Annotated in this window: 27 protein-coding genes; 10 read left to right on the top strand and 17 right to left on the bottom strand. The window is 59.9% G+C overall.

All coding sequences use genetic code 11. The features are described 5' to 3' along the window. Window positions 1-100: 100 nt before the first annotated feature. Window positions 101-526, top strand: a complete 426-nt coding sequence (locus PMI30_RS12030; protein ID WP_008010910.1) for a YciI family protein — start codon at window positions 101-103, stop codon at window positions 524-526. A gap of 283 nt (window positions 527-809) precedes the next feature. On the opposite strand, the gene PMI30_RS12035 is transcribed toward PMI30_RS12030, so the two are convergent. The 4 genes from PMI30_RS12035 to PMI30_RS12050 form a co-directional block, all read right to left on the bottom strand. After that, complete coding sequence (locus PMI30_RS12035) at window positions 810-1,487, bottom strand: DUF3313 domain-containing protein (RefSeq protein ID WP_008010909.1); 678 nt, start codon at window positions 1,485-1,487, stop codon at window positions 810-812. Between the two features lie 262 nt (window positions 1,488-1,749). Beyond that, window positions 1,750-2,718 (bottom strand): hypothetical protein, encoded by a 969-nt coding sequence (locus tag PMI30_RS12040; protein ID WP_008010908.1) that lies wholly within the window; start codon window positions 2,716-2,718, stop codon window positions 1,750-1,752. A 197-nt stretch (window positions 2,719-2,915) separates the two neighbouring features. After that, window positions 2,916-3,425, bottom strand: coding sequence for a DUF934 domain-containing protein (locus PMI30_RS12045; RefSeq protein WP_008010907.1), 510 nt, complete (start codon window positions 3,423-3,425; stop codon window positions 2,916-2,918). Continuing rightward, a complete protein-coding gene (locus tag PMI30_RS12050) occupies window positions 3,422-5,095 on the bottom strand; it encodes a nitrite/sulfite reductase (RefSeq protein ID WP_008010906.1) in 1,674 nt (557 codons plus the stop codon). Before PMI30_RS12050 ends, PMI30_RS12045 begins: the two co-directional genes overlap by 4 nt. Before the next feature lie 413 nt (window positions 5,096-5,508). Here PMI30_RS12050 and ccoN point away from each other — a divergent pair, with 413 nt between their 5' ends. Together ccoN and PMI30_RS12060 are read left to right on the top strand one after the other, a co-directional pair. After that, the gene (ccoN, locus tag PMI30_RS12055; RefSeq protein ID WP_032835651.1) at window positions 5,509-6,936 is read left to right on the top strand and encodes a cytochrome-c oxidase, cbb3-type subunit I; all 1,428 of its coding nucleotides are present in this window, start codon (window positions 5,509-5,511) and stop codon (window positions 6,934-6,936) included. Window positions 6,937-6,951: 15 nt separating this feature from the next. Then, the gene (locus PMI30_RS12060; RefSeq protein ID WP_008010902.1) at window positions 6,952-7,173 is read left to right on the top strand and encodes a hypothetical protein; all 222 of its coding nucleotides are present in this window, start codon (window positions 6,952-6,954) and stop codon (window positions 7,171-7,173) included. A 170-nt stretch (window positions 7,174-7,343) separates the two neighbouring features. Here PMI30_RS12060 and PMI30_RS12065 read toward each other — a convergent pair whose 3' ends face one another. Continuing rightward, entirely contained in the window at window positions 7,344-7,838 is a 495-nt protein-coding gene (locus PMI30_RS12065; protein WP_008010900.1) for a hypothetical protein, read from the bottom strand. A gap of 252 nt (window positions 7,839-8,090) precedes the next feature. On the opposite strand from PMI30_RS12065, the gene PMI30_RS12070 reads away from it, so the two are divergent. Together PMI30_RS12070 and PMI30_RS12075 are read left to right on the top strand one after the other, a co-directional pair. Next, window positions 8,091-9,590, top strand: a complete 1,500-nt coding sequence (locus tag PMI30_RS12070) for a hypothetical protein (RefSeq protein ID WP_008010898.1) — start codon at window positions 8,091-8,093, stop codon at window positions 9,588-9,590. Window positions 9,591-9,933: 343 nt separating this feature from the next. Further along, window positions 9,934-10,626 (top strand): aspartate/glutamate racemase family protein, encoded by a 693-nt coding sequence (locus PMI30_RS12075; RefSeq protein ID WP_008010897.1) that lies wholly within the window; start codon window positions 9,934-9,936, stop codon window positions 10,624-10,626. A gap of 103 nt (window positions 10,627-10,729) precedes the next feature. Here PMI30_RS12075 and PMI30_RS12080 read toward each other — a convergent pair whose 3' ends face one another. After that, window positions 10,730-11,239, bottom strand: coding sequence for a GNAT family N-acetyltransferase (locus tag PMI30_RS12080; RefSeq protein ID WP_008010895.1), 510 nt, complete (start codon window positions 11,237-11,239; stop codon window positions 10,730-10,732). 329 nt (window positions 11,240-11,568) lie between these two features. Between PMI30_RS12080 and PMI30_RS12085 the strand changes: the two genes are divergently transcribed. The 4 genes from PMI30_RS12085 (at window position 11,569) to PMI30_RS31525 (ending at window position 14,326) form a co-directional block, all read left to right on the top strand. Further along, window positions 11,569-12,363 (top strand): hypothetical protein, encoded by a 795-nt coding sequence (locus tag PMI30_RS12085; protein WP_238541999.1) that lies wholly within the window; start codon window positions 11,569-11,571, stop codon window positions 12,361-12,363. After that, window positions 12,300-13,256 (top strand): fatty acid desaturase, encoded by a 957-nt coding sequence (locus PMI30_RS12090; protein WP_238541998.1) that lies wholly within the window; start codon window positions 12,300-12,302, stop codon window positions 13,254-13,256. Before PMI30_RS12085 ends, PMI30_RS12090 begins: the two co-directional genes overlap by 64 nt. Window positions 13,257-13,259: 3 nt before the next feature. After that, entirely contained in the window at window positions 13,260-14,033 is a 774-nt protein-coding gene (locus tag PMI30_RS12095; RefSeq protein WP_008010893.1) for a metal-dependent hydrolase, read from the top strand. 152 nt (window positions 14,034-14,185) lie between these two features. After that, a complete protein-coding gene (locus tag PMI30_RS31525; protein WP_177318847.1) occupies window positions 14,186-14,326 on the top strand; it encodes a hypothetical protein in 141 nt (46 codons plus the stop codon). Window positions 14,327-14,452: 126 nt separating this feature from the next. Here PMI30_RS31525 and PMI30_RS12100 read toward each other — a convergent pair whose 3' ends face one another. The 11 genes from PMI30_RS12100 to PMI30_RS12150 all read right to left on the bottom strand — a co-directional run bounded on the left by PMI30_RS12100 (window position 14,453) and on the right by PMI30_RS12150 (window position 25,406). Then, window positions 14,453-15,433: a LysR family transcriptional regulator gene (locus tag PMI30_RS12100; protein ID WP_008010892.1), complete on the bottom strand. Its 981-nt coding sequence runs from the start codon at window positions 15,431-15,433 to the stop codon at window positions 14,453-14,455. Between the two features lie 177 nt (window positions 15,434-15,610). Continuing rightward, window positions 15,611-16,552 carry a peptidylprolyl isomerase gene (locus PMI30_RS12105; protein ID WP_008010891.1) on the bottom strand — a complete coding sequence of 314 codons (942 nt, stop codon included), beginning with the start codon at window positions 16,550-16,552 and terminating at the stop codon, window positions 15,611-15,613. Beyond that, on the bottom strand, window positions 16,549-17,028 hold the full coding sequence (locus tag PMI30_RS12110; protein ID WP_008010890.1) for a YbjN domain-containing protein: 480 nt from the start codon (window positions 17,026-17,028) through the stop codon (window positions 16,549-16,551). The genes PMI30_RS12105 and PMI30_RS12110 overlap by 4 nt, the downstream gene beginning before the upstream one ends. Before the next feature lie 20 nt (window positions 17,029-17,048). Continuing rightward, complete coding sequence (locus PMI30_RS12115; RefSeq protein ID WP_008010889.1) at window positions 17,049-17,678, bottom strand: hypothetical protein; 630 nt, start codon at window positions 17,676-17,678, stop codon at window positions 17,049-17,051. Between the two features lie 17 nt (window positions 17,679-17,695). After that, the gene (locus PMI30_RS12120; protein ID WP_008010888.1) at window positions 17,696-19,387 is read right to left on the bottom strand and encodes a putative porin; all 1,692 of its coding nucleotides are present in this window, start codon (window positions 19,385-19,387) and stop codon (window positions 17,696-17,698) included. 40 nt (window positions 19,388-19,427) lie between these two features. Further along, window positions 19,428-20,129, bottom strand: coding sequence for an energy transducer TonB family protein (locus tag PMI30_RS12125; RefSeq protein ID WP_008010886.1), 702 nt, complete (start codon window positions 20,127-20,129; stop codon window positions 19,428-19,430). 2 nt (window positions 20,130-20,131) lie between these two features. Continuing rightward, window positions 20,132-20,557, bottom strand: a complete 426-nt coding sequence (locus tag PMI30_RS12130; protein ID WP_007901242.1) for an ExbD/TolR family protein — start codon at window positions 20,555-20,557, stop codon at window positions 20,132-20,134. 11 nt (window positions 20,558-20,568) lie between these two features. Next, the gene (locus tag PMI30_RS12135; RefSeq protein ID WP_008010883.1) at window positions 20,569-22,377 is read right to left on the bottom strand and encodes a DUF2341 domain-containing protein; all 1,809 of its coding nucleotides are present in this window, start codon (window positions 22,375-22,377) and stop codon (window positions 20,569-20,571) included. 19 nt (window positions 22,378-22,396) lie between these two features. Continuing rightward, window positions 22,397-23,992: a ShlB/FhaC/HecB family hemolysin secretion/activation protein gene (locus tag PMI30_RS12140; RefSeq protein ID WP_008010880.1), complete on the bottom strand. Its 1,596-nt coding sequence runs from the start codon at window positions 23,990-23,992 to the stop codon at window positions 22,397-22,399. A 53-nt stretch (window positions 23,993-24,045) separates the two neighbouring features. Further along, the gene (locus tag PMI30_RS12145; RefSeq protein WP_007901236.1) at window positions 24,046-24,657 is read right to left on the bottom strand and encodes a transposase; all 612 of its coding nucleotides are present in this window, start codon (window positions 24,655-24,657) and stop codon (window positions 24,046-24,048) included. 389 nt (window positions 24,658-25,046) lie between these two features. Next, a complete protein-coding gene (locus PMI30_RS12150) occupies window positions 25,047-25,406 on the bottom strand; it encodes a DUF6124 family protein (RefSeq protein ID WP_008010877.1) in 360 nt (119 codons plus the stop codon). A 119-nt stretch (window positions 25,407-25,525) separates the two neighbouring features. On the opposite strand from PMI30_RS12150, the gene PMI30_RS31720 reads away from it, so the two are divergent. Continuing rightward, on the top strand, window positions 25,526-25,728 hold a 203-nt coding region (locus PMI30_RS31720), incomplete at its 3' end, for a hypothetical protein (protein ID WP_008010875.1).

The raw sequence follows: 25,728 nt of genomic DNA, 5'->3' as shown, positions 1-25,728 counted from the left end.
AAATCCGCCCCTTTTGCGGTCTTTTTTAGAGGTAGTGTCGATTCAGGCGACTGCCATTCGACCAAGAAGTGAGTCACTCAAATCCAGCGGAGACAAGACCATGCGATTCATGATCATTGTGAAAGCCAGCCCGGATTCCGAGGCCGGTGTGATGCCCAGCGAAGAACTGATGACCGCGATGGGCAATTTCAACGAGGAACTGGCCAAGGCCGGCATCCTCATCGATTGCGACGGCCTGCAGCCGAGCAGCAAAGGCGCCCGCGTGCGCTTCTCGGGTGACCAGCGCACGGTGATCGACGGCCCGTTCGCCGCAACCAAGGAGCTGATCGCCGGCTATTGGCTGTGGCAGGTGAAATCGAAAGAGGAAGCGATCGAGTGGGTCAAGCGCTGCCCCAACCCCATGCCGGGGACAGAGGCCGAGATCGAGATTCGCCAGGTGTACGAGGCAGAAGACTTCGGTGCCGAGTTCACACCACAGTTGCGCGAGCAGGAAGAACGAGTGCGTGAGCAGGCGAAGAAGCACTGAAGCGCACCTGATACTCCTGATACACCGTAGGAGCTGTCGAAGGCTGCGATCTTTTGATCTTGCTTTTCCCGAGGGCCGCAAAAGCAAGATCAAAAGATCGCAGCCTTCGGCAGCTCCTACGCGGGGTATGGCGGTTTCAGGGGGAAATTAGTGGTACCGGGAGACCGCTTTCGCGAGCAAGCCCGCTCCCACATTTGATCTCTGGTGTTCACAAATAATGTGCTCACAGCAGATCCAGTGTGGGAGCGGGCTTGCTCGCGAAGAGGCCTTCAGCCCTGCCGCATTACTTGGACTTGGACTTGAGCTTCAGATACGACTGATGCATGTCCGACGCCCAGCCATCGATCACGTTTTTCACGTCACCGGCCTTCATCACCTGATCTGAGCTTTCCAGTGGTTTGCCAATGCCCTTGCGCACCACTTGGGCCACGACTTTGTTGTTGCCACCATCGAGAAACACCGCTTCGGTGGCCAGATTGGTTTCCTGGTCGCGAATGCCGCTGGCTGTACTGACTGCCGCTGCTACCAGGGCGATCGGGATCACTTCATAAGGCTGGAGGCTTTCGGTCTTGCTGGTAACAGAGGTGATCGCCGCACGCACCACCATCACGCCAGGGCCGGGACCACTGGCCAGTGGCAGGGATTTGCCTATTTCGCGTTTAAGTGCTTGATCGTAGTAACTGGTGATGCCGTTCAGCGTGGCCTGAGGGATTTTCACCGTCGGTTGCGGTTTGGGATAGAGCTGAGTCGGTTCGATGTAGACACTGGTGAACTTGTTGATATCGAGCTTGGGGTCCATCCAGCGCATCACCACGGCGCCCGATGGCGACTTGGCTTCCTTGAGCTGACTGTAGTTTTTGAGAAAACCGGAATACTGGTCCGGCTCGACGACTTTGCTCGAGCAACCCACCACCCCGATCGAGGCGATGCACAGTGTGCTCATCAGTAACGCAAGCTTCATGCTGTAACTCCTGTCAGAAGGCCGGGCAAGAATATTGAATACGGGAATTACAGGTATAGCCAATACCCGGCACTTTGTTATCAAAAAGCACAACATTCATCTATTGCTGAGGTGATCGCGGCAATATTCAAAGGCCTCTTCGCGGGCAAGCCTCGCTCCTGCAAGTCCGGGTTGTACGAACCCACCCCCCGTAGGAGCGAGGCTTGCCCGCGAAGACATCAGCTCAAACAACACAAAACTTCACCTTGAAAAACCTGGTCAATCACCACGAAGATCCGCTTTTCGCCGCCAACTCCCGCCGACTATTGGCGCGCATCGCCTTGATCAGCGACACCGTGCCCACCAGGATAATCACCGCGGCGAACAGGAAGTCGATGCTGTACAGCTGGAAGTCGTTCAACGGCCCCACCAGAAACACCCGGATCGCACCAATACTCACCAGCGTCGCGAGAAAATCGATGCCCGGCTCATCGCGATAAAACACGTGCAGCAGCGGCAGACACATCACCAGCAGCAACAGCAGCACAATCACCTTGAACGAGCCCTTGCGCTCGACACTGAACGCGCATTCGTTGGCGCCGTAGGGCTTGTAGTCTTCCTCGCGAATCAACGAGTTTTTCTGGTTGATGTATTCCACGCGGTTGTACTTCTGGATCGGCGTGAAAGTGTTCGACATCGCCATGCTGGTGGTGACGTTCTTGAAGCGCAGGTCTATGCGCTCGTTGCCCTTGAGGTAATACAGCACCGGTTTATAGCCGTAGCGATAGGTGTCGAACGGAAAGTCCGTCGACTGCCCCTGAACCCCGATGGGTCTGGACTCAAGTTCCGCATAGGCACTTTTGTTGGTCGAAGACAGGTTGCGGCTCAGGGGTTTGATCTTGACCTGATCCATGAGAATCGGCGCAATGCCGTAGGACCACTGCATGGGCTCCATGCGCAGCCGCAGTTCATTGCGGCCAAGGTCATAGCGATCAAAGGTTCGCTCGGAGACGACCACCGCGCCCGAGAGCATGAACTCGCCGTGAACGTTGTTGGTGATGTACAGCGACAGTCGGTCCTTATCCGAGCCGGTGGCATCGCTGGCCGGCGGCGTGCCGCACCAGGCATAGCTGCTGAACGTCTCCCCGAGCTGGCCGTTACGGTTCTCTTTGAACACATAAAAATAACTGCCCCACAGGGCTGCCATCAGCAACAACGCTATCAGCCCTAAAATCTTCTTGCCCGCGCTCAAACCAGACTCCTTTCTTTGCTGACTCCCTTATGAGGCGCGGACTCTATCAAAATGCCATCATTGGCCCAAGCAAAAATCCCCAGACAAGAGAGATCCCCGTAGGAGCGAGCGGTGCGGCGATCCGACTTGCCCGCGAAGAATGCACCGCGGTTTTTCAGGTATTACGCGTCATCGTTCTTCGCGGGCAAGCCTCGCTCCTACGAGGTCTGTGGGCCGCGCCGCCGAAACAACGGCCGCGGCTCGATCACCGAGCGCCCGTACAACACGCTCATCCCCGCCAATCCCTTAAGCGCATCTTCGGCGGATTTGTCTTCGCGCACGGCAAAGCTGTCGAAACCGCATTGACGCATGTGGCTGAGTTGATCGCGCAGTACATCGCCAATCGCGCGCAATTCGCCTTGCCAACCGAAACGCGTACGCAACAGATAGGCCTGGCTGTAGGCGCGTCCGTCGCGAAAACTCGGAAAGTCCAGGGCAATCAGCGGCAGGTCGGGAAACCACGGCGTCAGGTTTGTCACTTCGTCGTTGGGACCCAGCCAGACACCTTCGAGCGCTGATGTCCTGTCGGCATTAAGCGCCAGCCACTGGGGTAATGGCAGTATCAGCGGTCCGGTCGGCAACTCACCCGTTGTTTCACGGATCAACTGCCACGGGTCGTCGCGTACCCACTCGGCGCCGCCTTCTTGCAAACGCAGCAGATTGTTCATGCCGACACCTCCAGCATTTTCGGGTACACCCGCTCCTTGAACGGCTCCAGACCGATGCGCGCCAAGGTATCGACGAACAGTTCCTCGCTCTCGCGGTAGCGAACGAACGTGGCAATGATCCGTTCAACGACGTCGGGCACTTCGGCGGCGCTGAAGGACGGGCCGATGACTTTGCCCAACGCGCTATTTTTGCCCTGAGCGCCGCCGAGGGTGATCTGGTACCACTCGCTGCCGTTTTTATCGACGCCAAGAATGCCGATGTTGCCAATATGGTGGTGACCGCAGGCGTTCATGCAGCCAGAAATGTTCAGGCTGATATCGCCGAGGTCGTGCAGGTAATCCAGGTCCTCGAATCGCGCCTGAATCGCTTGTGCGATGGGGATGGATTTGGCGTTGGCCAACGCGCAGAAGTCGCCGCCGGGGCACGCGATGATGTCGGTCAGCAAGCCGATGTTGGCGCATCCCAGGCCTTGCTCGCAGGCCAGGCACCACAGTGGGTAAAGGTCGGTCTTGGGCACATCTGGCAGAACGATGTTCTGTTCATGGGCGATGCGGATTTCGCCGAAGCCGAACTGTTCGGACCACTGGGCCACCGCGTCCATCTGCTCGGCCGTGACATCCCCCGGTGGCGCGGCGATGCCCGGTTTGGTCGACAGCACCACGCTGGCGTAACCCGGCACTTTGTGCGGTTGAACATTGCGCGTCACCCAACGGGCGAATGCCGGGTTCTCGGCCAGACGCGTGCCGAAATCCAGGTCAGTGTTGGCCAATGAGCGGTAATCGGGCGGCACGAAGGCACTGGCGACACGCTCATACTCGACATCGGTCAACTGTGCCGGACCGTCCTTGAGGTATTGCCACTCCTCCTCCACTTCCTTGGCGAAGGCTTCGATACCCAGCGCCTTGACCAGAATCTTGATCCGCGCCTTGTACTTGTTATCGCGCCGCCCGTGACGGTTATAGACCCGCAGCACCGCCTCGACATAGGACAGCAGGTGCTGCCACGGCAAGCCTTCGCGAATCTGCAAACCGAGGATCGGCGTGCGCCCCAAGCCGCCGCCAACAATCACGCGCAAGAGCATTTGCCCGCTGTCATCACGGTAAAGATAAAGGCCGATGTCATGCATCATGATCGCCGCGCGGTCCTGCCTGGCCGAGCAGATGGCGATCTTGAACTTGCGCGGCAGGAACAGGAATTCCGGGTTGATGGTCGACCATTGCCGCAGGATCTCTGCCAGCGGGCGCGGGTCCATCAACTCGTCCGCCGCGACGCCGGCGAAGGCTTCGGTGGTGATGTTGCGCACGCAGTTGCCGGAGGTCTGGATCGCGTGCATTTCGACTTGGGCCAGACGTTCGAGAATGTCCGGCACCTGGGCCAGTTCGATCCAGTTGAACTGCATGTTCTGCCGGGTGGTGAAATGGCCGTAGCCACGATCGTAGTCCCGCGCAATGCTCGCCAGAATGCGCATTTGCTTGGCGCTCAGCGTGCCATAAGGAATTGCCACGCGCAGCATGTAGGCATGCTTTTGCATGTACAGGCCGTTCTGCAGGCGCAGGGGCAGGAACTCTTCTTCGCTCAACTCCCCGGCCATGAAACGTTCGACCTGATCGCGAAACTGCGCAACACGCTCGAACACCAGGGCCCGGTCATAGTCATCGTATTGATACATGTGGCTGCCACCTCATCAGGATTATCGGGCTCTATGGCTGATGCCTGCTGCAATCCTTGTGGGAGCGAGCCTGCTCGCGATGACGGTTGCACAATCAACACATGTGCTGACTGTCAGTCCGCTATCGCGAGCAGGCTCGCTCCCACAAGGTCTGTTCCTTAACTGGTGGGCATCAAGCTCTGCGGCTCGTTTTCGAGGTGGCGACTATGCACCTGCAGCGCAGCACGTTACAGATTCAGCTAAACACTAAAAAACCGTATCAGGGCGCGGCCTATGGCCGCAGGCCCGCATCGCATCTGATCCGCATAAACTCGGTTTTTCTGAGTCTGTTTTGTCTGCGGCAGGGTTTCTACAGTTCATGCATGCCAGACCGGGTGGCCTGGCAAGACTTTGCAACCGTGGAAGAATTGACCATGAGCACAGCAACAATCGGACAGGCCTATAACTACAAGGTCGTTCGCCAATTCGTCGTGGCAACCATCGTCTGGGGCGTCGTCGGGATGGCGATGGGGGTGTGGATCGCCTCGCAACTGGTATGGCCCGAGATGAACCTCGACCTGCCGTGGACCACCTTCGGCCGCTTGCGCCCGTTGCACACCAGCCTGGTGATTTTCGGCTTTGCCGGCAGCGCGCAATTCGCCGCCAGTTACTATGCGGTGCAGCGCACCTGCCAGGTGCGGCTGTACTCCGACAAGCTCGCCGCGTTCACCTTCTGGGGCTGGCAATCGGTGATCGTGGTCATGCTGATCACCCTGCCGCTGGGCTACACCACAACCAAGGAATACGCCGAGATCGAATTCTCCGGCGCGGTGTGGATGACGGTGGTCTGGGTCGCTTACGCCATCGTGTTCTTCACCACCGTGGTGCAACGCAAGACCAGGCACATCTACGTCGGCAACTGGTTTTTCGGCGCGTTCATTGTGGTGATCGCCATGCTGCACGTGGTCAATCACCTGTCGATCCCGGTGGACTGGTTCAAGTCGTACCCGGTGTATTCCGGGGCCACCGACGCCATGGTGCAATGGTGGTACGGGCACAACGCCGTGGGGTTCTTCCTGACCACCGGCTTCCTCGGGATGATGTATTACTTCGTGCCGAAACAAGTCGGGCGGCCGGTGTATTCCTATCGCTTGTCGATCGTGCACTTCTGGGCGCTGATCACCCTATACATCTGGGCCGGCCCGCACCACTTGCACTACACCGCGTTGCCGGACTGGGCGCAGTCGCTGGGCATGGCGATGTCGCTGATCCTGTTGGCGCCGAGCTGGGGCGGGATGATTAACGGGATGATGACGTTGTCCGGCGCCTGGCATAAGTTGCGCACCGACCCGATCCTGCGCTTTCTGGTGCTGTCCCTGGCCTTCTACGGCATGTCGACCTTTGAAGGGCCGATGATGGCGATCAAAACGGTCAACGCCCTCTCCCACTACACCGACTGGACCATCGGCCACGTACACGCCGGGGCTCTGGGCTGGGTGGCGATGATCACCTTCGGCGCCATCTATCACATGGTCCCGAAAGTCTTCGGTCGCCCGCAGATGCACAGCATCGGCCTGATCAACGCGCACTTCTGGCTGGCGACCATCGGCACCGTGCTGTACATCGCCTCGATGTGGGTCAACGGCATCACCCAGGGTTTGATGTGGCGCGCGATCAATGACGACGGCACGCTGACCTACTCCTTCGTTGAAGCCTTGCAGGCCAGTCATCCGGGGTTCGTGGTGCGCTTTGTCGGCGGGGTGTTCTTCCTCAGTGGCATGTTGCTGATGGCCTACAACACCTGGCGCACGGTGCGGGTGGCGGACGTGAAAATGGCCGAACTTGAAGCGCAGATTGCCTGAGGCAAGGAGCCTGACATGATCGAGATGGCGTTGAATCTATTGGGTGTTCTGGGGCTTTGGTTGGCGGTCGAGTACTGCCTGAAACACCAGACGGCCCAGAGCCTGGACGATGCCAGCCTGATTCCGTTCGCCGATGACCCCGAGGTGGCGCGGCGGGTGGAATTGGCAACGGGCAAGACCGTGAAGGCAGTGGCGCCGGAGGAAGTGAAGCCGGGTTGGGGTAACCTCGAAATTTGATACACACCCCATCCACTGTGGGAGCGGGCTTGTGGCGAGGGGGCTTGCCCCCGTTGGGCCGCGCAGCGGACCCAGGACCTGCGAGCGCTGCGCACTCGAACGGGGGCAAGCCCCCTCGCCACAAAAGCCCGCTCCCACAGTGGTTATGTGTTGGTCACAAATAACACGCTTCAGCCACGCTCGCGGGGAATCAGGCTCTGCAGTTGCTGCGCCAAAAAGTTCGCATCGAAGGCAAAGGTGTCCGGGTCTTTCAAGCCATTGGTCTTGCGCCATTGCCAATTGCTGGAGGGCGGCAGGCACACCAGCGAAATGCTGCCATAGCGCGCGGCGGTCAACCCCATCACGGCAAGGGAAATCTGACCGCCCGCGCCCATCACGTCCGGCACGAACTCCACCGGTTTGCCGGCAATCACAATGCTCAGCTTCTCGGTCTTGAATGTCGACGTCTCCGCCGGAACGCTCGGCCCGGACGCGACATACGCCTCGCGACTCACCTCCAGCAGGTTCGGCGCCAGGACCGGCGCCAGCCATTGCTGGATCTGATCGAACAACTCACCAATGCGCGTCGCCCACACGGCCGATTGCGACTCAAACAGTTGCTTCTTGTGCGCTTCGCTATCTGCATAGTGGCGAAGCATCTCGCCCAATTGCTGTACGTCGTCCATTGCGGTGTTCCCTTTGGTTGAAGCGATGCTGCGAATGTCGATCATGGCAGATGCCGACAGCTCGCGTACGGCAAAGGTGCGAACGGCTACAGAGCCTCGGCAGATGAACGCGACGAATGGTCGTGTTTTACCTGCTTTTCAGGGGGCCACCTGTCAGATCTGACAGTAGCCAACATCCATATCCGGGGTGTTTGATAAAACTCCCCGACGCGGGAGTAAAACATTCAATCCGTACAGCCAGGAGCGCACATCATGAACAGCGGGGACGATCGCAACAAATGCGGGGTAACCAATTATGTGACCATCAAAAAAATGATCGTTTACGGATTGACGCCACCGGTTACTCCTCTTGCGAATCCGGTAAGCGGGATGAGCAGCGTGATTGTTGATAACGAGTCTTTTGAAATCGATAAAGTGCTGATTCCGGACTGGGTGGTGCCGGTCAAACACCCAGAGAGTCCAGAAGGAGGCATCCCGATCAGAATCATCAGTACCGGCCTGCTGTCCCTGAAGGTTCTCCCTTGGTTAGGGCAAGACAACGGTGAAACAGTATCTGTGCTGCTCAACGAGTCAGACGTACCTGTCACCTCCAAACCCATTACAGTGAAAGACACAGTGCTGGATATGGAGATGCCGGGCGGCTTACTGCGCAACGGCATCAACCGGCTGCGCCTGCGGGTGAAACGAACAAGCGGGAACATGGAAACTTCGCAGCCGCGAGTCGTTCTCTTCAATTTCCCCCGCCCTGGCGGCGACGTCACAGGTCCGGGAGACAACCCCTATCTGCTGATGACGCTTCCGGCAGATGTCATCGCCAATGGAGTGGATGCTGCCCGCGCCGCGCAAGGAGTAGAGGTCGAGCTGCGCTACAACTACATGCGCGAGCACGACGTCATTATCCTCGATTGTGACGGACACGAAGTGCCGCACACCGTCACGGCAGCCCAGGCCACGGCCCGTATCGTGGTGCTGAAGCTGTTCGCCGATGCGTTTCAGAAAGGTGATAACCCCCGATTTGCCATGCGCTTTCGAGTCAGAGACCAGATCGGCAACGACTCAGGCCCACTCGCAATCTGGTCGAAAACCACTTACATCGATGTGCACATCCAAAAACCGGTACTGGATCTCAAACCGCCAAAAGTGCTGGAAGCCTTGGAACTCAGCGGTACTCGATTGAATTTTGTACGGGACTTTTATGAGGCCAAGTTCGCCACGGTCGAGGTGGCCTTCACCGGCTCCGCCCCCGGGCAAACGGTGAAAGTGTATTGGCTAGGGCGCAACAGCACCTATGGCAGCGAGATCCAGACGGTATCCTTCGCCGGGCAGACGCTGAGATTTCCAGTGCCTCGACTGGAGGTAGTCGACTGCATCGGTAGCGGGGCAAGAGTCTGGTACACCGTCAGGCTGCCCAATACCACCCAAGACCTTCCCTCCAGGGATCTGAACATCACCGTCACCCCGCAAAGTCTGAGCCTCGCAGAACCTACCCTCAACGGCAACAAGAGCATTCTCAGAACACCCTATCCGTCACCGATCGATAAATACACGGTGCGCATGGCTTTTTTCGGCGTCAACACGCATTACGGTCAGGAAGTCCAGATCACGTCCCCCACCGAATATACCGAACACCCCGTGCCACGGGCCTGGCTGGATGAAAACCGGGGGAAAACCGTGATGTTCAATTTCACTCTGAGAAAAACAGGCGCTGGCGAGCCGATTATCTTTTCGTGGTGCCTGAGGCTGATTGCGTAACCGTTTCAATTTCAACGACACCGGACTGACATTCAGTGCCTCAAAGTGCCCAAGCAACGTTGTGTCTGAATGGACAAGGGATATGTCATGCAAAAATAATCGGTTCTCTTCTCTCTCATTCGCTGATCAGCGGCGGTTTGATTCAGGGCATCAACTCGCCCCTTTATGCGCGAACCTTGGCTGCCGGCTGCAATCATGTCGTCCCCTTGCCTGAAAAAGCACCATGACACTTCACCGAAACATGAGCATTACAGTTGATTTATCGCTGGTGTCCGCTATCGAACGAATGGAAACTCCTTTCAGGCCTGGCCTATCAACACAGGCCATAGCCTGAGGAAATCCAATGCGCACCATCGGCCTTATCGGCGGCATGAGCTGGGAGTCCAGCGCCGAGTATTACCGTCTCATCAACCAGCAGGTACGCGACCGTCTCGGGCCGTTGCGTTCGGCGAAACTGTTGATGTACAGCGTCGACTTCGGCCCGGTCGAACAGGCCCAGCATGCCGGCCGCTGGGACGACGCGGCGGCGATTCTGGTGGATGCGGCCCAGCGTCTGGAGGCAGGTGGCGCCGAGTGCGTGGTGCTGTGTACCAACACCATGCACAAGGTGGCCGGGCAGATTCAGGCAGCGATCGATATTCCGTTCCTGCACATTGCCGACCCGGCGGGTCAGGCGGCACTGGACGCCGGCGCTCTGCGGGTGGGTTTGCTGGGGACAGCGTTCACCATGGAGCAAGACTTTCTCAAGGCACGTCTGACGGCCAAGGGCCTGACGGTGCTGGTACCGGAGGCTGATGAACGTCTGGCCGTGCACCGGATCATCTATGACGAGTTGTGCGTCGGGGTGATCAGCGAGGCGTCACGCCAGGTCTATCAACGGGTGATCGAATCACTGACCGAGCGTGGCGCCCAGGCGATCATCCTCGGTTGTACCGAAATCAGCCTGCTGATCAAACCCGAACACAGCGCCCTGCCCTTGCTCGACACCACCGAACTGCATGCGCAGGCGGCGGTGGCGTTCGCGTTGGGTGACTGACTGTAGGAGCGAGGCTTGCCCGCGAAGAATGCACCTCGGTTCTTCAGGTATTGCGCGTCATCGTTCTTCGCGGGCAAGCCTCGCTCCTACAGGATTTTTTGACTTACCGGCGACGCAGGCGCGCCATGCTCAGGGTATCGACCAGTCGACCGTCACGCACGGCGTAATCGCGAAACAGGCCTTCGGTCTCGAAACCGAATTTGCGGTACAGGCCGATGGCCGCTTCGTTGTCGGCGTACACCGAGAGTTCGACCCGTTGCAGGTTCATCCAGTTGTCAGCGACGTCCAGTGCCGCCGCCAGCAGTTTCGAACCGACACCCTTGCCCTGCCAAGCCACGGCGACACCCATGCCGAAGCTGCCGGCGTGGCTGCGGCGGATTCGCGAAAACTGCTCAAGGCCAATGTTGCCGATGACCGATCCCTGGTGCAGCGCCACCAATTTCACCGCGCGCTCGTCGTCCGCCATCAGGCGCTGGCGCCAGACCTCGGTGGACTGAAACGGCATTTGCAGCACCTGCCGAGCCACGGCGGGGTCGTTATAGAGCGCGGTGATGCCCTCGATGTGGTGTTCGCTGAAGCGTTCGAGGTGAATGGCGGGGTCGTGGTCGGGCATGGCAGTGTTCGTCCTTGATCGGTGTGTGGTCGATCACTCTAAACCGCACGCCCTTTGCGTGGCGATAACAATTGAAGGTGTACACACCTGTGGCGAGGGGGCTTGCCCCCGTTCGGCTGCGTAGCAGTCGTAAACCCGGCAAATGCGATTTATCAGATACAACCGGGTTGAATGATTTTGGGGCTGCTGCGCAGCCCAACGGGGGCAAGCCCCCTCGCCACAAATGAGCGGGGGGCAGTCATTGCGGCCCATCATCAGACGTTCACACAAGCGCAATACAGTAACGCGGATTGATTTCTCGCCCCTTCAATCTGTGAGCCGAATACGTAATGTTGCCTGTTACCGAGATGGAAGCCGCCTTGAAAAACGGGATTGCAAAGGTCCCTGATCGTTACGCTGGCAGAAATGAAGGGGGGGCTTACTGCCCCTCTAACGACGCTGAGATCAACGTTCGATTTCTATCGCCAGCTGACATTCCCTCGGTGCTTGAACTTGAGCAAAGGAAGTGGGAAAGCGATCAGCGCGCCGAGGCCTCCATGCTGGCGTCACGGATCGCCTCTTTCCCTGCATTGAGCATCGGCGCTTTTTGCACTCGCACGGGGACTGCGCTGGCGTCGTTGTTCATGAAACCTACCCGGCACGACACCATACGCAAGTGCCCGACATGGGCAGACTGTGCAAGAAAACAGGACGGCGAGGAGTCCGCAAAAACCGGTGTGTTGTTTGGCATCAGCCTGAGCAGTGTTGATCCGAAAGCGGTGCAAGCGATTTTCGAGTTCTTCTGGCCCCATGCGCTGAAGGCGGGATGGTCAGACATCTATCTTGGCTCGCCGGTCCCGGGTCTTCGTCATTGGGCCTCGCAGAATCCTGATCTTCCAGTAGCACAATATGTGCGAGGTGAACGCAAGGGCCTGCCGCTGGATCCACAACTGCGGTTTTACTTCAAAAAAGGCTTTCGCAAGATCGTTGCCATCAACGACAACTATTTCCCGCATGAGCCTTCGCTGAATGTCGGTGTGCTGATCGTAGGTAAGGTGCCACTCTCCGGCCTTTCCTTCATATGGAAGAGAGTTCCGCTGCCCTGGCTGCAGCGCATGAAAAAACTGTGCTCCGTGTGCTTGTGAACGCCTCTCTGACAAAAGCGCAGCACGTCGATGCCGGCTCGCGCTCCAACCTGCCCAGCTATCTGTTCATGGCCCTGTGCGTGTTGAATACGACCGCGATCACCTGGCTGGCTGCGCATGAGGGGTTCGGATGGCTAGTCGTTGTTCCGCTGGTTCCGCTGATAGTGCTCCAGGCGATCCTGATGATTGGTGTTCAGGAGATCAAGCATCAGGGTGTGCATCGACAGTTCCTCGTTGGCACGCGTCTCAATGATGCAGTGGGTGTGTTCGCGGCTGCCATTTTCGCCGCCAACTTCGTGGGCTACCGCTACTTTCACCTCGAACACCACCGCAAAACCTGCCAGGCCGATGATCCCGAAGGGCTGATGTACGAACAGACATGGCGGACACGCCTGATCAGCCTGCTGGGTGCAGCGGAGCAACTATGGGTTACCGTGACCACCAATATTATTTCCCGACGCTACACACCCCCTCGCGCAGTCTGGCGCTGGCGCTGGAACAATGCCTTGATCGTCGTTTTCGTTGCATTGCTGGCGTTAGGCATCTATGAGGTGCCTCGACAAGTCGTGTGCGCCTATCTGCTCCCGTATTGCCTTTTTGCCTGGATGGATTTCTGGCTGACGCAGGCCGAGCACTATGGCGTGCCGATCTCGGCTCAAGGCTCACGCCGCGCACCCGCTGACATCACGACGGATTTATACCTGCCAAGGCCTCTGTCCTGGCTCATCCTGAATCGCTCGCTGCACCGCATTCACCACCACGCGCCGGCGACCCGCTGGTTCCATGCGTACGCTCAATCGGAGGTTCTAGCCGAAAGCAAGCCCGGCGGCGTGACGGACCTGCCCACCTTCTTTGCGACCTGGATGCGACTCGGTCCCCGACTCTGGAAGTAAGCCATGACAGACGCACCTATCGAACCGCCGCGCACAAAGACTGCCGAGGCCACTATCTCCACGCCATTCTGGAACGACACATCGATCAAGACCTATCTGTTCGATGCCTGTTCGGTACTGCTTCCTGCCGGTGAGCAATTCGTGATTTCGGTGGTGGAGTCATCCGCTTTGCGATTGCAACAAACGTCGGCGCTTGCCGAACATTCGCGCCGCTTCGTGGCAGAGGAACGGGCCCACCAGCGAGCGCACAGGCTGTACAACCAGCAACTGGAAACCCAGGGGTTTGAAGTCAAGAAGTTCGAGCACATGATCGAAAAAGATCTCGCGGCTCTTCAGTCGAAATTGTCGCTCAATGCGCAATTGGCATTGGCTGCCGCGTTCGAGCACGTGACGGCCGTCATGTCCGCTGCCGCCTTGCGCAGAAACGGTTTGCTCTCGGTCAAGGAATCACCACAGACCCGCCTGTGGCGATGGCATTGCGCTGAAGAAGTGGCGCACCAGCACGTCACCACGGACCTGGCGCGGTCGCTGGGCATACCCTATTGGCAGCGGATTTTCTATTTCCTCGCAGCATCGGGGCTCATGACGTTCGATGTCATTCGTCACATACACAGTTTTGCCCGCCTCGACATCGCCCGCGGCCGCGTCAGCTCGAAGGAAGTACGGCGTGCTGCGGGCAGCTTGCTGTTGCGCGATGGCGCCAACCTGGCGTTGATGGCAATCGGATGGGCCGCCTACTTTCTTCCGCTGAAAAAAGCCAAGGGGTCAGCTCGATAAAAGAGCGGCATGGCTAGACCGTTGACGTGACAACCACCTGCTAGAGTAAAAAACGTACCCATCGAGTCGTGCACCGCCACTTGGACGTTCGACTTGAGCAACGACGTTACTGGCCGGGCTGAATGTCACTTTCGGAAAATGAGGAAAATTCTATGAAAGGTTTGCTTCGCGCCGCAGGATTCAGCCTGATGGCGCTTTTCGCAAGTTGTGGTGTTGGTGCTCAGACAGTGCACAGTCATGCTGCGCCGCCTGCCATACCGGCCGATATCCAGGCGGATAGCCAAAGAAATTGATCGTTCCCATGTTCCACGGAGGGCATGTGGGAGCGGGCTTGCTCGCGAAGAGGGAGTGTCAGTCGACATCAATGTTGCCTGGCACACCGCCTTCGCGAGCAAGCCCGCTCCCACAGGGAATCATCGCTAACTCTCGAACCACTCCCGTCGCTCACTGAAGGTGTTGTGGATCAGCTCGACGATCCCCTGCACCTCGGTCTCATTCCGGGAGTCGGCATTGACCGCCATCCACACCTGGCGCTGCATCGGTTGCTTGAAGAGCCCGGGTAACGCCACCAGCCCCCGGTCGAATTGGCTCATGTAGTGCGGCAACAAACCGATGCAGGCGCTGCAGCGGATCATCTCCAGCATCAGTTCATAGGAATGCAGCTGCACCACGCCCGCCAGCCGCTGCTCCACCAGACTGTTCCACGGCCCAAAAGCACTGACCTGGCGATCGTGCTGCCATTGCACCAGCATGAAATCGGCCAGGTCACCCAGGCTGTCCGGCCGCGCCGCGACCCGTGAATAGCGTTTGGCGATGTGCGGCAGATAGTCCAGCCGTGCCAGACGCTGGGGCTCGCTGATGGCAAAACTGGGGCCTGGCAACGGCGAATCGGTGCCCGCCAGCCACACCACCACATCAGCACTGATCGCTCGCAGGGCCAGTTCGCTGTCCAGGGAGATGATGTCCAGGCGCACACTGGCGTTGCGCCGCAGCAGCGAGACCAGGTCACGGCCGAGGATGTCGTGCAGGATCGATTCGGCCACGGCCAGGCGAATCAACGGCTGTTCGATCACCGGCAACTTGCGCTCGTGCACCAGCGCGATCAACTGCGCCTGCAACTGCTGCCCGTCACGACTCAAGGTCAGCGCGCTGCCCTGGAACTTGAACAGCGAACGTTGCAGCTGATCTTCCAGCTGCGCCAGATGCTTGCGCAGCAGGGTCGCCCGCACATTGAGGCTGCGCGCGGCCTGCATGAAACAGCCGCAACGGGCGCTGACCAGAAAGTATTGCGCGACCTCGGTATCAATCCCGGCGGCCCGTGCCAGCCAGGACTCGGAGGGCCCCTGCGGCGATCGGTATTCGACAACACCCTGACGTCCTGTGGGTTCTATGAATGACATCGATGACTCCCTGTCGATCTTTGTTGGGTTTATTGCGCAGCTATGAATGTTCTGTGATCCCCCTGTGGGAGCGAGCCTGCTCGCGATGGCGGTGAATCAGTCGCCGTAAATGTTGAAGGTGAAACCGTCATCGCGAGCAGGCTCGCTCCCACAGGGGGGATGGGCCAACGCTGAACTTTATTGCTTCTCCTCCAGAACCTTATTCAACACCGCACCATCAATACTCAACGTCGCCGTATTGAGCATGCCTTCCAGATAAGCCTTGGCGATCTGCTCCTGACGCTGGGCACGCAAGGCCTGGGTCAGGCGTTCGCGCAGTTCTTCCAGCGTCGCGGTGCGCGCCGGTTGCTGCTCGGTGAGTTTGATCACATGAAAACCCGCCGCGCTCTGCACCGGCTCCGACACCGCACCGACCTTGAGTCGCGCCACCGCGCCGCGGACTTCCGGCACCAGTTGCTGCAATGGTTGCAGGCCAGTGTCTCCGCCCCGTTCGGCGCTGGCGCGGTCCTGCGAATACTGACTCGCCAACGCCGCAAATTCCGTCGGCGCAGCCTGGGCTTTTTTGCTCAGTTCGAGTGCTTGCTTGCGCACGCTTTCGAGTGTCTGTGGATCGGCCACACCAAGGAAAATCTGGCTAACCCGGTACATCGGTGGCGTCACCCACCCCGCCTTGCCGGCCTCATACGCCTGCTGCAGTTCGGCGGCACTGGGGTAATCGGTCGGCACCTGACTGACCGATTGCAAGTAGTCGCGAAAGACGATCTGCTCTGTGGCGGCGCGGGTTTGCCGTTCGACCTCCGGGCGCTGACGCCAGCCCTGGGCGTCGGCCTGTTCGAGCACGGCTTTCTCAGCCAGGCGCGAGCGAATCCAGCTTTCCAGCGCCCCGCGATTGGCCCGCAGTTGTTCGCGCGACTCCGCTGGCAAGGTGGCGAGCAGCGTTTTGAGTTCGTCGGGTGACACCTGCTGATTGCCCAGTCGGGCGACCGCAGGCTCACTCGCTACCAATGACGCCGGCTGCTGCGCCGCGATCGGGTCATTGCCCGGACGCAGTCCCAACGCAACGGCAATCACCAGCACGGCCAACGCACCTGCGCCGGCCACTACCGTACGGTTTTTCACAGGGCTGGTACCTCTTGCGCGGGCGCCTCGGCGGTTTCAGCCTGGGCCTGCAACTGCGCCGCGTTCTGGCTGTATTCACGCAGATAAACAATGAACTCCTGAAGCAAGCGATCCCACAGTTCAAGATTACCGCGCAGATGATCGTCGCTCACGCCGGCGGCGACTACCACGTCCATCTCCATCACCAGAAACTCGCCCTGCACCGACAACCGGGCAAAGCGTCGCGACGCATTCCACAGCTCCGCCAGCCCCGCCGGCAACTCGCCCTGCACCCGCAAGGCGCAGCTGAAGGTGAAGTCGACGTAGCTGCCCGGCTCGGCCGCCGGATTGCCGAAACGCACCGCGTAGCCGATGCCCTGGCTGGCGCTGAGCAACTGCACGATGCCGTTCTGTTCGGTTTGATTTACCCGGTAACCGGCGGCTTGCAGCACGTCGGTGAGGGATTGTGGCGATACGTGGCTGATCAATTGAGTCATGTGAAAGTCTTCCCTGTCATTCAATGAGCGATCGCGGCCTGGGGCGCGTCGAATTGCGTCTTGTAGAGTTCGTCGCCAAAGCCCTGGGCCAGTTCTTCGAACTTGACCCTGGCTGCGCCTGCGAACGGTTGGCGGATCTTCATCACCTCGGCGACGTCGATCTTTTCGTAGGCCGCGAGGATCTCCTTGGCCACGCCGTACATCTGTTGATTCTTGACTGAACATTGCTGCATTTGTGTGTCACGTTCAGCCAGTTGCGACTCGAGCCGGGCGCGTTCGGCTTCTTTGCCCCGGGCCATCACCAACAGTTCTTCGTAAGCCTTCTTGAACTTGCCGATCTGCTCGCTGCTGGCCGCCGCTTGCGCCTGGGCCTGGTTTTGCAGGCTGTCATGCTGGCCGGCCAGTTGTTCGGCCACGCCTTTGACCTTGGCCAATTCCGCCGTCAGTTGCTTGATTTGCGCCTGCGCGGCCTTGGCCTGGCTCTCGGCCGCCACTTGCGCGGCGCTGGCCTGAGCCTGCTGGCTTTGCAGGGCCTGCAACTGTTGGGTGGTGCTGCGCAGTTGAGTGCGCAAGCGCTCCTCCATGCCTTCGGCGCTCGCCCCTTGAGTCAGCAGCAACCCCAAGGCAAACAGCAGGATTTTTGTGTTCATGACGCTCTCCTTGCGCCTTAGAAGCGCGTGTTGATTTCAAGCTGCAAAACGTCGATGTCGAATGGCGCGCCGTACACCGCTTCGGAACTCAACCAGCGACCGGTGGCGAAGACGTTCTTGGCTAGGCCGTAGTTGCCGCCGAGGAAATAGCCCTTGGCGTTGGTGCCGCCGAGGTGGAACGACGAGTCGTTGAAACCGTCCGGCAAGGCGTCCGGCTGGATGTACTTGTAGCCGGCGAAGAAATTCCAGTCGCCCTGCTTCTTCAAGTCCAGCGAGTTGCCGAGGGTGAACTGGACCATCCAGGCATTGGCGCCGCTTTGCACCTCGCCATCGCTGTCGAGGTTGTTGACGATTTGCCCGGCCGAGCGTTTGCGCATCTCGCCTTCGTCGTAACCGAGGTTGTGCACGTAATTGGCCTGGCTGCGCAGCTTGAAGTCTTCCGGCAGGTCGGTGTCCCACACGACGTTGAGGTCCAGCAGGTTGAACTCCGAGGCCAGACCGACGAATTGCGGTTGCGGCGTGGTGGACGGGTTGAGCGGGTTGGGCGTGATGTCGCGTAGCAGGAATACGCTGTTGCCCTTTTGCATGAACGCCGAGCGGCTGCCGTCAGTGTCGCAGCCCGGTGCGCCGGCCCAGGGTTCGCAAGGGCTGGAGCGCTGGCCTTCGATGTCGTCGAAACGGTAGTAGGCCAACGCACCTTTCAAGCGGTTGTTGCTGTTGATCGCCCAGTTGGCGCCGATCTGCGCGCCGTACAGCCATTTGTTGTCGCTCTCTTCCTTGTCGAAACCGTTGCTGCTGCTGGTGTCGTTGGTGTACTCCACCGGGAACGCGCCGACCGTGCCAAACAGGCCCCAGTCGCGGTTGAGCTTGTGGTCGAAGATCGCCGCCACGCCGTCGAAGTTCAGGTCGGTGGAATAGAGCATGTCGGTGGAGAAGAACGGATTGGCGATTCGCCCGCCGGTCAGGGTCAACTGATCGGACGGCTTCCAGGTCAGGTAACCCTGATCGAGCCAGATGTCTTTTTTGCCGAAGCCGCCGCCGAGGGTTTGGGTGGTGGACACCGGGTTGTTGTCCGAACCGGTGCCGATGCGAATGCCGGCGGTCCATTCCGGTGAAATCAGCGCTTTCATGCCTAGGCGCGCCCGCAGGCGGAACAGGTTTTCGCGGTCTTCACGGGTGTTGAGCAACGGCGGCAGGTTGGTGCTGCTGTTGGGGTTCACGTCGTACGGGCCGTTGTTGTTGAGCTTGGCGAAGTCGACGATTTCGTTGCTGTTGGTGCCCGAGTAGTAGCGCGACTCGTCTCGCAGGCGAATGTCGCCGTCGAAGCTGATGCGCGCGATCCAGTCCGGGAAGGTGTTGGGCTGAGCCCAGTTTTCCTGTTTGGCGGTGGCCATGACCTCGGCCTTGACCTGGTCGCGGATCTGATCGCGCACCGCGGCCGGCACGTATTGCACCCGCACATCGCCGGGCGCAGCCGTCGGGCCGGCAGCGACGGCGGTGCTGGCCTGACGCGCCTGCACCGCTTCTTTTTCCGCCTGCGCGATCAGGCCGTCGGCCTGTTCCTGCTTCAATACACCTTGCTGCACCAGCAAGCGGATCAGATTGATCGTGGCGTTTTCCGAGGGCGCAGGGGCTGCCGCTGCGTGCCCGACCAGGGTCGCAATGACCATGCCGACCGCCAGGGACAATCGATTCACGTTGGAAATCATCTGCACACAACTCCTTTTGGCAAAACCTGAAAATGTTCGGTTAACCCGGACGCCGCCCTTGCAAGGACAAGCGCACAGGCAAGGTCATGGAGGCCGGTGGCCGTTCGGTTAAATGCGGTGCGCCGCGCAACGCGGCAAGCACCTGGGCGTCGACCTCCGGGTTGCCGCTGGACTTCACCAGCTCGACCCGGGTGATCTCGCCCACGCTGCTCAGCCAGACGTCGGTCTGCAGCGAAAAGGCCAGGTTGCGCAGGTCCGGGTTTTCCCGCAGCAAGCGCTGAAAGGTGAACGCCAAAAACTGGCTGTACGTGCCATTGCCCAGGCGCCCGCCTCCGGCACCGGCCATGCCGCCGCCCTTGCCAGCGCCAACGTTGAAGGCGTCGCTGCCGGACTGGGCGTCGCCGTCCATTTGCATCGGGTTGGCCAGGTCATCGGCTGGCGATGGCGGCGCCTCTTCTTCGGGCTTGACCTCCGCAGGTTCCGGCGTCGGTTCAGGCTCGACGATTTTTTCTTCCACGGGGGTTTGCGGCTCCGGCGGTTTTTCCGGCGGCGGAGGTGGCGGTGGCAACGGAATAATCGTCGGCACCTTCGGGGCTTCCCGGCGCACGCCACTCATGTCGTTGGCCCACTGCCAGAGAAACCACGCGGCCACGCCGGCAATCAGTAACCCGGCGCCCCACTTCGCAAAGCGCAGGGGCGACGGTTTGACGGGCGACGGGCGGATCGGGAGTTGTGCGGTCATGGTCAGCCCTGGGTCGGTTTGCCGGTGACGAGACCGACCTGGGACAGTTCCAGCCGGCGCAACAGGTCCAGCACCTCGATGACTTTCTGGTACTGCACCGTGGCGTCGCCGCGCACGATCACCGGGAAGTCAGGGTTCTGTGCCTTCTCGATGCGCAAGCGGTCTTCGAGCTCCGCCAACGTCACCGGGTAGGCATCGAGGAACACCTGGCCGCCGTCATTGACCGAGATCGCCTTGGTCTTGGCTTCGGACAGCGACACCGAGGCGCTGGCCTTGGGCAGATTGATCTGGATGCCCGAGACCTGGGCGGTGGCGGTGAGGATGAACATCACCAGCACCACCATCAGCACGTCCACCAAGGGCGTGATGTTGATGCTGTCCACCGCGGCATCATCGTCATCGTCGTGGGAGGTATTGACGCTAGCCATGTCAGTGCTCCTCAGGCCGGGACGGATGCGTGGGTGTGATTGCCACGGCGATGGGCCGCTTCACTGGACTGGCTTTCGCCGTGCATCTCCGCCAGGCGGGTGATGAACTCATCGACGAAGACGCGCATGTCGGCGCTGACTTCCTTGTTGCGGGTGATCAGCCGGTTGTAGCCAAACAGCGCCGGGATCGCGACGAACAGGCCCATGGCGGTGGCCAGCAAGGCGGCGGCCATGCCCGGGGCGATGGCGTTGATGTTGACGTCACCGGCCATGGCCGTGCCGAGGAACACCACCATGATCCCCAACACCGTGCCGAGCAGGCCGATGTACGGGCCACCGGCGATGGCGTTGGACAGGGTCGAGAGTTTTGAACTGAGCGCCTGATTCTCGCGGGTGCGCACACCGTCCATGGAGCAGCGAATCGCTTCGATGGTCGCGGCCGAGACCGATGAGGTGTCAGCGCCCTGCTCGCGACGGGTGCGGATTTCCTTGACCGCCACCTGATACAAACGCCACAGGGACGAGTACTGCAAACGTTGGGCGAGGTCCTGATCGTCGGCGAACATCTCCAGGCGCGTACCGACCTTGGCGAACTGCTCGCGGAATGCTTCGTTGGCGGCGCTGAGGCGGCTGACCATGCGGTTCTTGCGGATCATGATGACCCACGACTGGAACATCATCAGCACCAGCACCGCGATGATCACCCAGGCGTCCATCGGCACGGCATTGAGCAGGAAACCGAGGCTGCCGAAGCCGTAACCCGACTGTTCTTCATCGACGCCGTAAGCCAGCAGTTTCGACTCGGCGCCCTGGGAATTGGCGTCTGCCAGCAACTGCGCGGCAGGCCGGACGACCTTGGACAAACGCAGCTCATCGATGGCGCCGCTGAATGGCAGATACGTGCCTGCGGTTTCGCTCGGCAGATCGGCGCCGATGGCCATGACTGAATTGAATGCCGGCATCGCTACCGCAAGGCTCGCGGTTTCACGGCCATTGACGTACAGCGAGACCTTGCTGCCCTCGGCGGTCAGTGCCAGGTGCTGCCATTGACCGGGGTTCAACGGTTGGCTGGACACGGCGCGCTGGCCGTCGATCTCCACGAACGGCATGCCCTGGTTCAGGCCCAGCAACAGACTGTTCGCCCCTTCCCGTCTTGCCAGCACCAACTGTTCACCGTTGGCTTGATCCAGACGCAACCAGGCGCTGAAGGTAAACGCACTGCCGGCGTTGTGTTGCAGCGATGGGCTGGCCGGCAGCAGCAATGGCTGGCCACTGAACTGCAACGCACGCCCCATCACGCCGTCGATGCTCGCGCCGGTAGCGCTTTGCGCGGTGTTGCCGTAGGCCGTGGTGTCCTTGGGCGGCGTGCCGTTGGCGCCGTCGAAGTGATAGAGCGCGGTGAAATTCGGGTCGAAGGTCAGCTGACCGTTGCCGGTGGCCGGGGCTTTCTGGTTGCCGTAATACATCCAGATGTCCTGCCGCTGGCCGCCGGTAATAACGGGCACATCGACCCAGATCAGCGCCATGCCCATCAGCGGATCAAAGCTTTCGATCTGATGGTTGAACACGGTCTTGTCATCGGCAGCCACAAAGCGCAGGTCCGAACCGTCTTCCTTGACGCCATCGAAGGTGAAGTTGCCGGTGTGCAGGCGCACCAGCAGCGCCGTGCGACCCAGCGTTTCGTTGATCGCCGCGCCCTGGGGCGTGGTGTCCACCGAAATCTGTTTGCGGTAATGCCAGTCGTCCTGCCACCAGGCCTGGGCGGTGGCCGGGAGCACGAAGCCCAGGCAGATCAGGAAAGCGATGAATAAGCGCTGCATGAAAAATTTCTCCGTAGGTTCAGAACGTCGCTTGCAGGTTGAAGTGCAGGCGCGATTCCTGTTTCGAGGTGTTCGGCCCTTCGAGCAGCGGGTAGCCCCAATCCACGCTGCCGGACAGCCATTTGCTCAAGCTCGCGCGGGTGCCCAGGCCGACACTGGCCAGGGCGTAATCGGCGTCCTGATCGGGGAGCTCATCACGCAGGTACAACTGGGCGCCTTCGGCGAAGGCATAGAAGCGCCATTCCTGGACGTAAGTGCCCAGGTACTTGGCGAGGGACGGCGTGCGCAGCTCCTGGGACAACAGGTAGCCGTCGTCACCGGTGCGCTCGGCGGCCAGATAACCGCGCACCGAGGTCGCGCCGCCGGCGGAGAATTGCTCGTTGGAAACCAACGGTCCGGATGCCAGCTGGAACGCGGCTTTGGTCGCGGTTTGCCAGTCGTTGCCAAAGGTGAAGGTGTAGCTGGTGTCGCCCTTGAGCACGGCGAAGCTGGGGCTGGCGCGGTAGCGTTTGTAGTCGAAGTCTTCGTCGGAGCTGCCATAACCGAACAGGCTGCGAGTGCCGGCCACCAGGCTCAGGCCAAGGCCCAATTGGGAGTTTTCGGTGTAGCGAAAGCCGTTATAGGCAAAGGTGAACGGTGCGTACTGCAGCGGCACCTTGTCGCTCTCACCGGCCAGGGTCAGGCGCTCGTCGAAGTCCTTGAAGTCGATGCCGGCCGAGAACGAGTTGGACCAGTTGCCGCTGGACGGCAGCGTGTAAATCGCCGAGATCCCATAGGAATGCCCCTTGCCCAACACGTTGCTGCCGCCGATGGTCGCGACGTTGCTGTCGGATTGATAACCGGACAGTTGCAGGCTCCAGCGCTCGTTCAACGGCGCGGTGTAGGAACCGGACCAGACTTTGGCGTTATCGGTGTCTTGGGGCGCGGTGAAATAGGTCAGCGAAATGCTGTGGCCCAGTTGCCACAGGTTGTTGTAACCCAGGCTGGTGACGGCACGCAGCTTCTCGGTGTCGGCGCTGTAATCGTTGTTCAGCCCGACGCTGGCCTGCCACGGGTTCTGGTCCTCGACCTGCAAGTCCACATCCATCGTGCCGGGGCGCTGACCTTCGCGCACCAGCGGCATCACCTGCCGGCCCGGGGTCTTGTTGAGTTGCGCCAGTTCGCCCTGGACCTTGCTGAAGTCCGGCACTTCGCCTTCCTTCAGGGCCGGCACGTCTTCGCGGATGTCCACGGGCGAATAGTGTTTGGCACCGACCACCCGCACCCGGCCGACCTTGGTTTCGCTGACCTGAAGATAAACGATGCCGTCCTCGACCTTCTGCTCCGGCAACTCGACGAACACCGACTGATAACCTCGGGCCTGATAAACCTTCTGCAAGGCTTCGCGGGCGCCTTCGATATCGTTCAGGGTCTTTTGCGGACCAAGGAACGGGTACACCGCTTCTTCAATCGCCCGAGCGTCGAGCACGGTGTTACCGCGCACGAAGTATTCGTTCACATCGACCAGTTTTGTCGGCGTCGCGGTTTCGGTATCTTCGGCGAATACCGGCTGCCCACCGGCCGCCACCAGCAGCCAGCCCCACAGCGCCAGCCGTGACTTGAAAAGATGCTCCACACCACCCCCTGAATTCGAAATGACCGTCGCTGTTTGCCCAGCGTTCGGCCCACTCAATTGCTTGTTGTCGACGTCGCGGCGTGTTTGCCCAGCCAGGTGTGCAGCAGCGCGAAATTCAAGGAGAACTCGGGCATTTGCAGCAAGGCACCGCAGAACACTTCGCCAATGATTTTCTGGATCAACTGCACCGCCCGCGGGTTGTTCAGCAGCGTGGCGATGTCGCGGCTCAATACGTTGAAGCTCCAGACCTTCTGGTTCAGGTCCAGGCCGACGAACCAGCGAAACAGCAGGTTGTAATTGAGCTGTTCGTAGAGTTGCTGCTCGCTGGGCACCGAATAGAGCAACTGCAGCAATAGGATGTGCATGACCGTTTGCGGGGCGATGAGCATGCCGGGCTCGGCGTTGAGGCCGTGCAGGATGTCGCGGTGCTCTTCGAGCAGGTCATCGATTTGTGGACGCAGCAACACCAGTGAATGGCCCGGGGGGATGTAGCTGGACACCTCTTTCAAGGCGCCCTGCCAGTCATCCTGAGACACGATCCAGACCCACGGCGCGCCGTAGCGATAGACCGAAACCGGCTTCTTGCGCGCGGCTTCGACGATCTTCGACAGGCGTTGATCGAGTTCTTGCATGCCCACTTTCGAGTAGCGTTCCATAGTCCCCATTGCCTCACTCCCGGCTTCCCGCCCTCGGCTGGAAAAGTGGCCTCGCGGCCCCCTCAAGCGCGTTACATAGGCATGACCGGAATGGCGTTGTGCTACCGAACTTTTGTCATAAAAGCTTCATTCTGGAGAGGGGAATTGCGCGGAATTTTTGGTTCAGAACTTGGCGGGAGTTGAACTTGAGTAGCTCGAAGAAATGAAGCCGAACACGCTGTTGTGGCGAGGGGGCTTGCTGTGGCGAGGGGGCTTGCCCCCGTTGGGTTGCGAAGCGACCCCATAACCTGCAACCGCATGTTTTCAGGTACTCCGCATATGCCGGTTTTACGACTGCTTCGCAGCCGAACGGGGGCAAGCCCCCTCGCCACAGCAAGCCCCCTCGCCACAGGTCTTCGCTAGCTTCGCGGGTCGAGGTTATCCAGCACCCGGTTCACCGCCAGCTCCCCGAGCATGACCACGGATTGAATCCCCAACATCATGTTGCGATGTGGCATGTCCATCAATCCGGCGAACTCGCTGAGCATCATGCTCGCTGACGCCAGGGATTCGCAGGCGTTGACCAGCAGGGTTTCGTTATCGACCTCGGTGCCCACATGGTAAATGGTGCTGGGTTTGCGCTTGGTGTCTTTGGGGATGGGCGGATTGAGGTGGTAATCGAGGGCGCGGTCGGCGGCTTCGTTGAGTTTTTTTGAATCAAGGGATTCGTAGGGGGATGTTGGATCGGTTTCCGGTGGGTTGGGCGTTGGTTTGAACATAGATGAAACTCCTAGTAGAGATAAAGGAGCCATTACCCTCGCTACCAAACGAGGGTGGCGGCCATACGCGGGTTGGTAGACCGGTACTAGGACCCGGCGCCCCCGAAGGAGCCCTGCGCATGGCCACCATAAAACCGAGGTCTGAAAAGACCTACAAACGGTGGCGCGATACGCCTAGTAGTAACCCGGGCTACCAAACCCGTTCGCTGTTTTTCAGCGACAGGCAAACGATAGAGCCCGGACCCAAGGCGCACAAGCCGGCGGATTCTGGCGCAGTCGTAGGCAACGGCGCAAGGATGTGTAGCCTGAGTGAGTATCTGGA

It is taken from the genome of Pseudomonas sp. GM50, assembly GCF_000282375.1.
In the GTDB taxonomy this organism is placed as follows: domain Bacteria; phylum Pseudomonadota; class Gammaproteobacteria; order Pseudomonadales; family Pseudomonadaceae; genus Aquipseudomonas.
The sequence above is the reverse complement of the archived record's forward strand: the minus strand, read 5'-3'. Positions and strand labels throughout refer to the sequence as shown.

Excerpts from the sequence above, each read along its gene's own strand:
- PMI30_RS12030 (WP_008010910.1), top strand. The coding sequence starts at position 101 with ATGCGATTCATGATCATTGTGAAAGCCAGCCCGGATTCCGAGGCCGGT.
- PMI30_RS12035 (WP_008010909.1), bottom strand. The coding sequence starts at position 1,487 with ATGAAGCTTGCGTTACTGATGAGCACACTGTGCATCGCCTCGATCGGG.
- PMI30_RS12045 (WP_008010907.1), bottom strand. The coding sequence starts at position 3,425 with ATGAACAATCTGCTGCGTTTGCAAGAAGGCGGCGCCGAGTGGGTACGC.
- PMI30_RS12050 (WP_008010906.1), bottom strand. The coding sequence starts at position 5,095 with ATGTATCAATACGATGACTATGACCGGGCCCTGGTGTTCGAGCGTGTT.
- ccoN (WP_032835651.1), top strand. The coding sequence starts at position 5,509 with ATGAGCACAGCAACAATCGGACAGGCCTATAACTACAAGGTCGTTCGC.
- PMI30_RS12060 (WP_008010902.1), top strand. The coding sequence starts at position 6,952 with ATGATCGAGATGGCGTTGAATCTATTGGGTGTTCTGGGGCTTTGGTTG.
- PMI30_RS12065 (WP_008010900.1), bottom strand. The coding sequence starts at position 7,838 with ATGGACGACGTACAGCAATTGGGCGAGATGCTTCGCCACTATGCAGAT.
- PMI30_RS12070 (WP_008010898.1), top strand. The coding sequence starts at position 8,091 with ATGAACAGCGGGGACGATCGCAACAAATGCGGGGTAACCAATTATGTG.
- PMI30_RS12075 (WP_008010897.1), top strand. The coding sequence starts at position 9,934 with ATGCGCACCATCGGCCTTATCGGCGGCATGAGCTGGGAGTCCAGCGCC.
- PMI30_RS12080 (WP_008010895.1), bottom strand. The coding sequence starts at position 11,239 with ATGCCCGACCACGACCCCGCCATTCACCTCGAACGCTTCAGCGAACAC.
- PMI30_RS12085 (WP_238541999.1), top strand. The coding sequence starts at position 11,569 with ATGTTGCCTGTTACCGAGATGGAAGCCGCCTTGAAAAACGGGATTGCA.
- PMI30_RS12090 (WP_238541998.1), top strand. The coding sequence starts at position 12,300 with ATGGAAGAGAGTTCCGCTGCCCTGGCTGCAGCGCATGAAAAAACTGTG.
- PMI30_RS12095 (WP_008010893.1), top strand. The coding sequence starts at position 13,260 with ATGACAGACGCACCTATCGAACCGCCGCGCACAAAGACTGCCGAGGCC.
- PMI30_RS31525 (WP_177318847.1), top strand. The coding sequence starts at position 14,186 with ATGAAAGGTTTGCTTCGCGCCGCAGGATTCAGCCTGATGGCGCTTTTC.
- PMI30_RS12100 (WP_008010892.1), bottom strand. The coding sequence starts at position 15,433 with ATGTCATTCATAGAACCCACAGGACGTCAGGGTGTTGTCGAATACCGA.
- PMI30_RS12110 (WP_008010890.1), bottom strand. The coding sequence starts at position 17,028 with ATGACTCAATTGATCAGCCACGTATCGCCACAATCCCTCACCGACGTG.
- PMI30_RS12115 (WP_008010889.1), bottom strand. The coding sequence starts at position 17,678 with ATGAACACAAAAATCCTGCTGTTTGCCTTGGGGTTGCTGCTGACTCAA.
- PMI30_RS12120 (WP_008010888.1), bottom strand. The coding sequence starts at position 19,387 with ATGATTTCCAACGTGAATCGATTGTCCCTGGCGGTCGGCATGGTCATT.
- PMI30_RS12125 (WP_008010886.1), bottom strand. The coding sequence starts at position 20,129 with ATGACCGCACAACTCCCGATCCGCCCGTCGCCCGTCAAACCGTCGCCC.
- PMI30_RS12130 (WP_007901242.1), bottom strand. The coding sequence starts at position 20,557 with ATGGCTAGCGTCAATACCTCCCACGACGATGACGATGATGCCGCGGTG.
- PMI30_RS12135 (WP_008010883.1), bottom strand. The coding sequence starts at position 22,377 with ATGCAGCGCTTATTCATCGCTTTCCTGATCTGCCTGGGCTTCGTGCTC.
- PMI30_RS12145 (WP_007901236.1), bottom strand. The coding sequence starts at position 24,657 with ATGGGGACTATGGAACGCTACTCGAAAGTGGGCATGCAAGAACTCGAT.
- PMI30_RS12150 (WP_008010877.1), bottom strand. The coding sequence starts at position 25,406 with ATGTTCAAACCAACGCCCAACCCACCGGAAACCGATCCAACATCCCCC.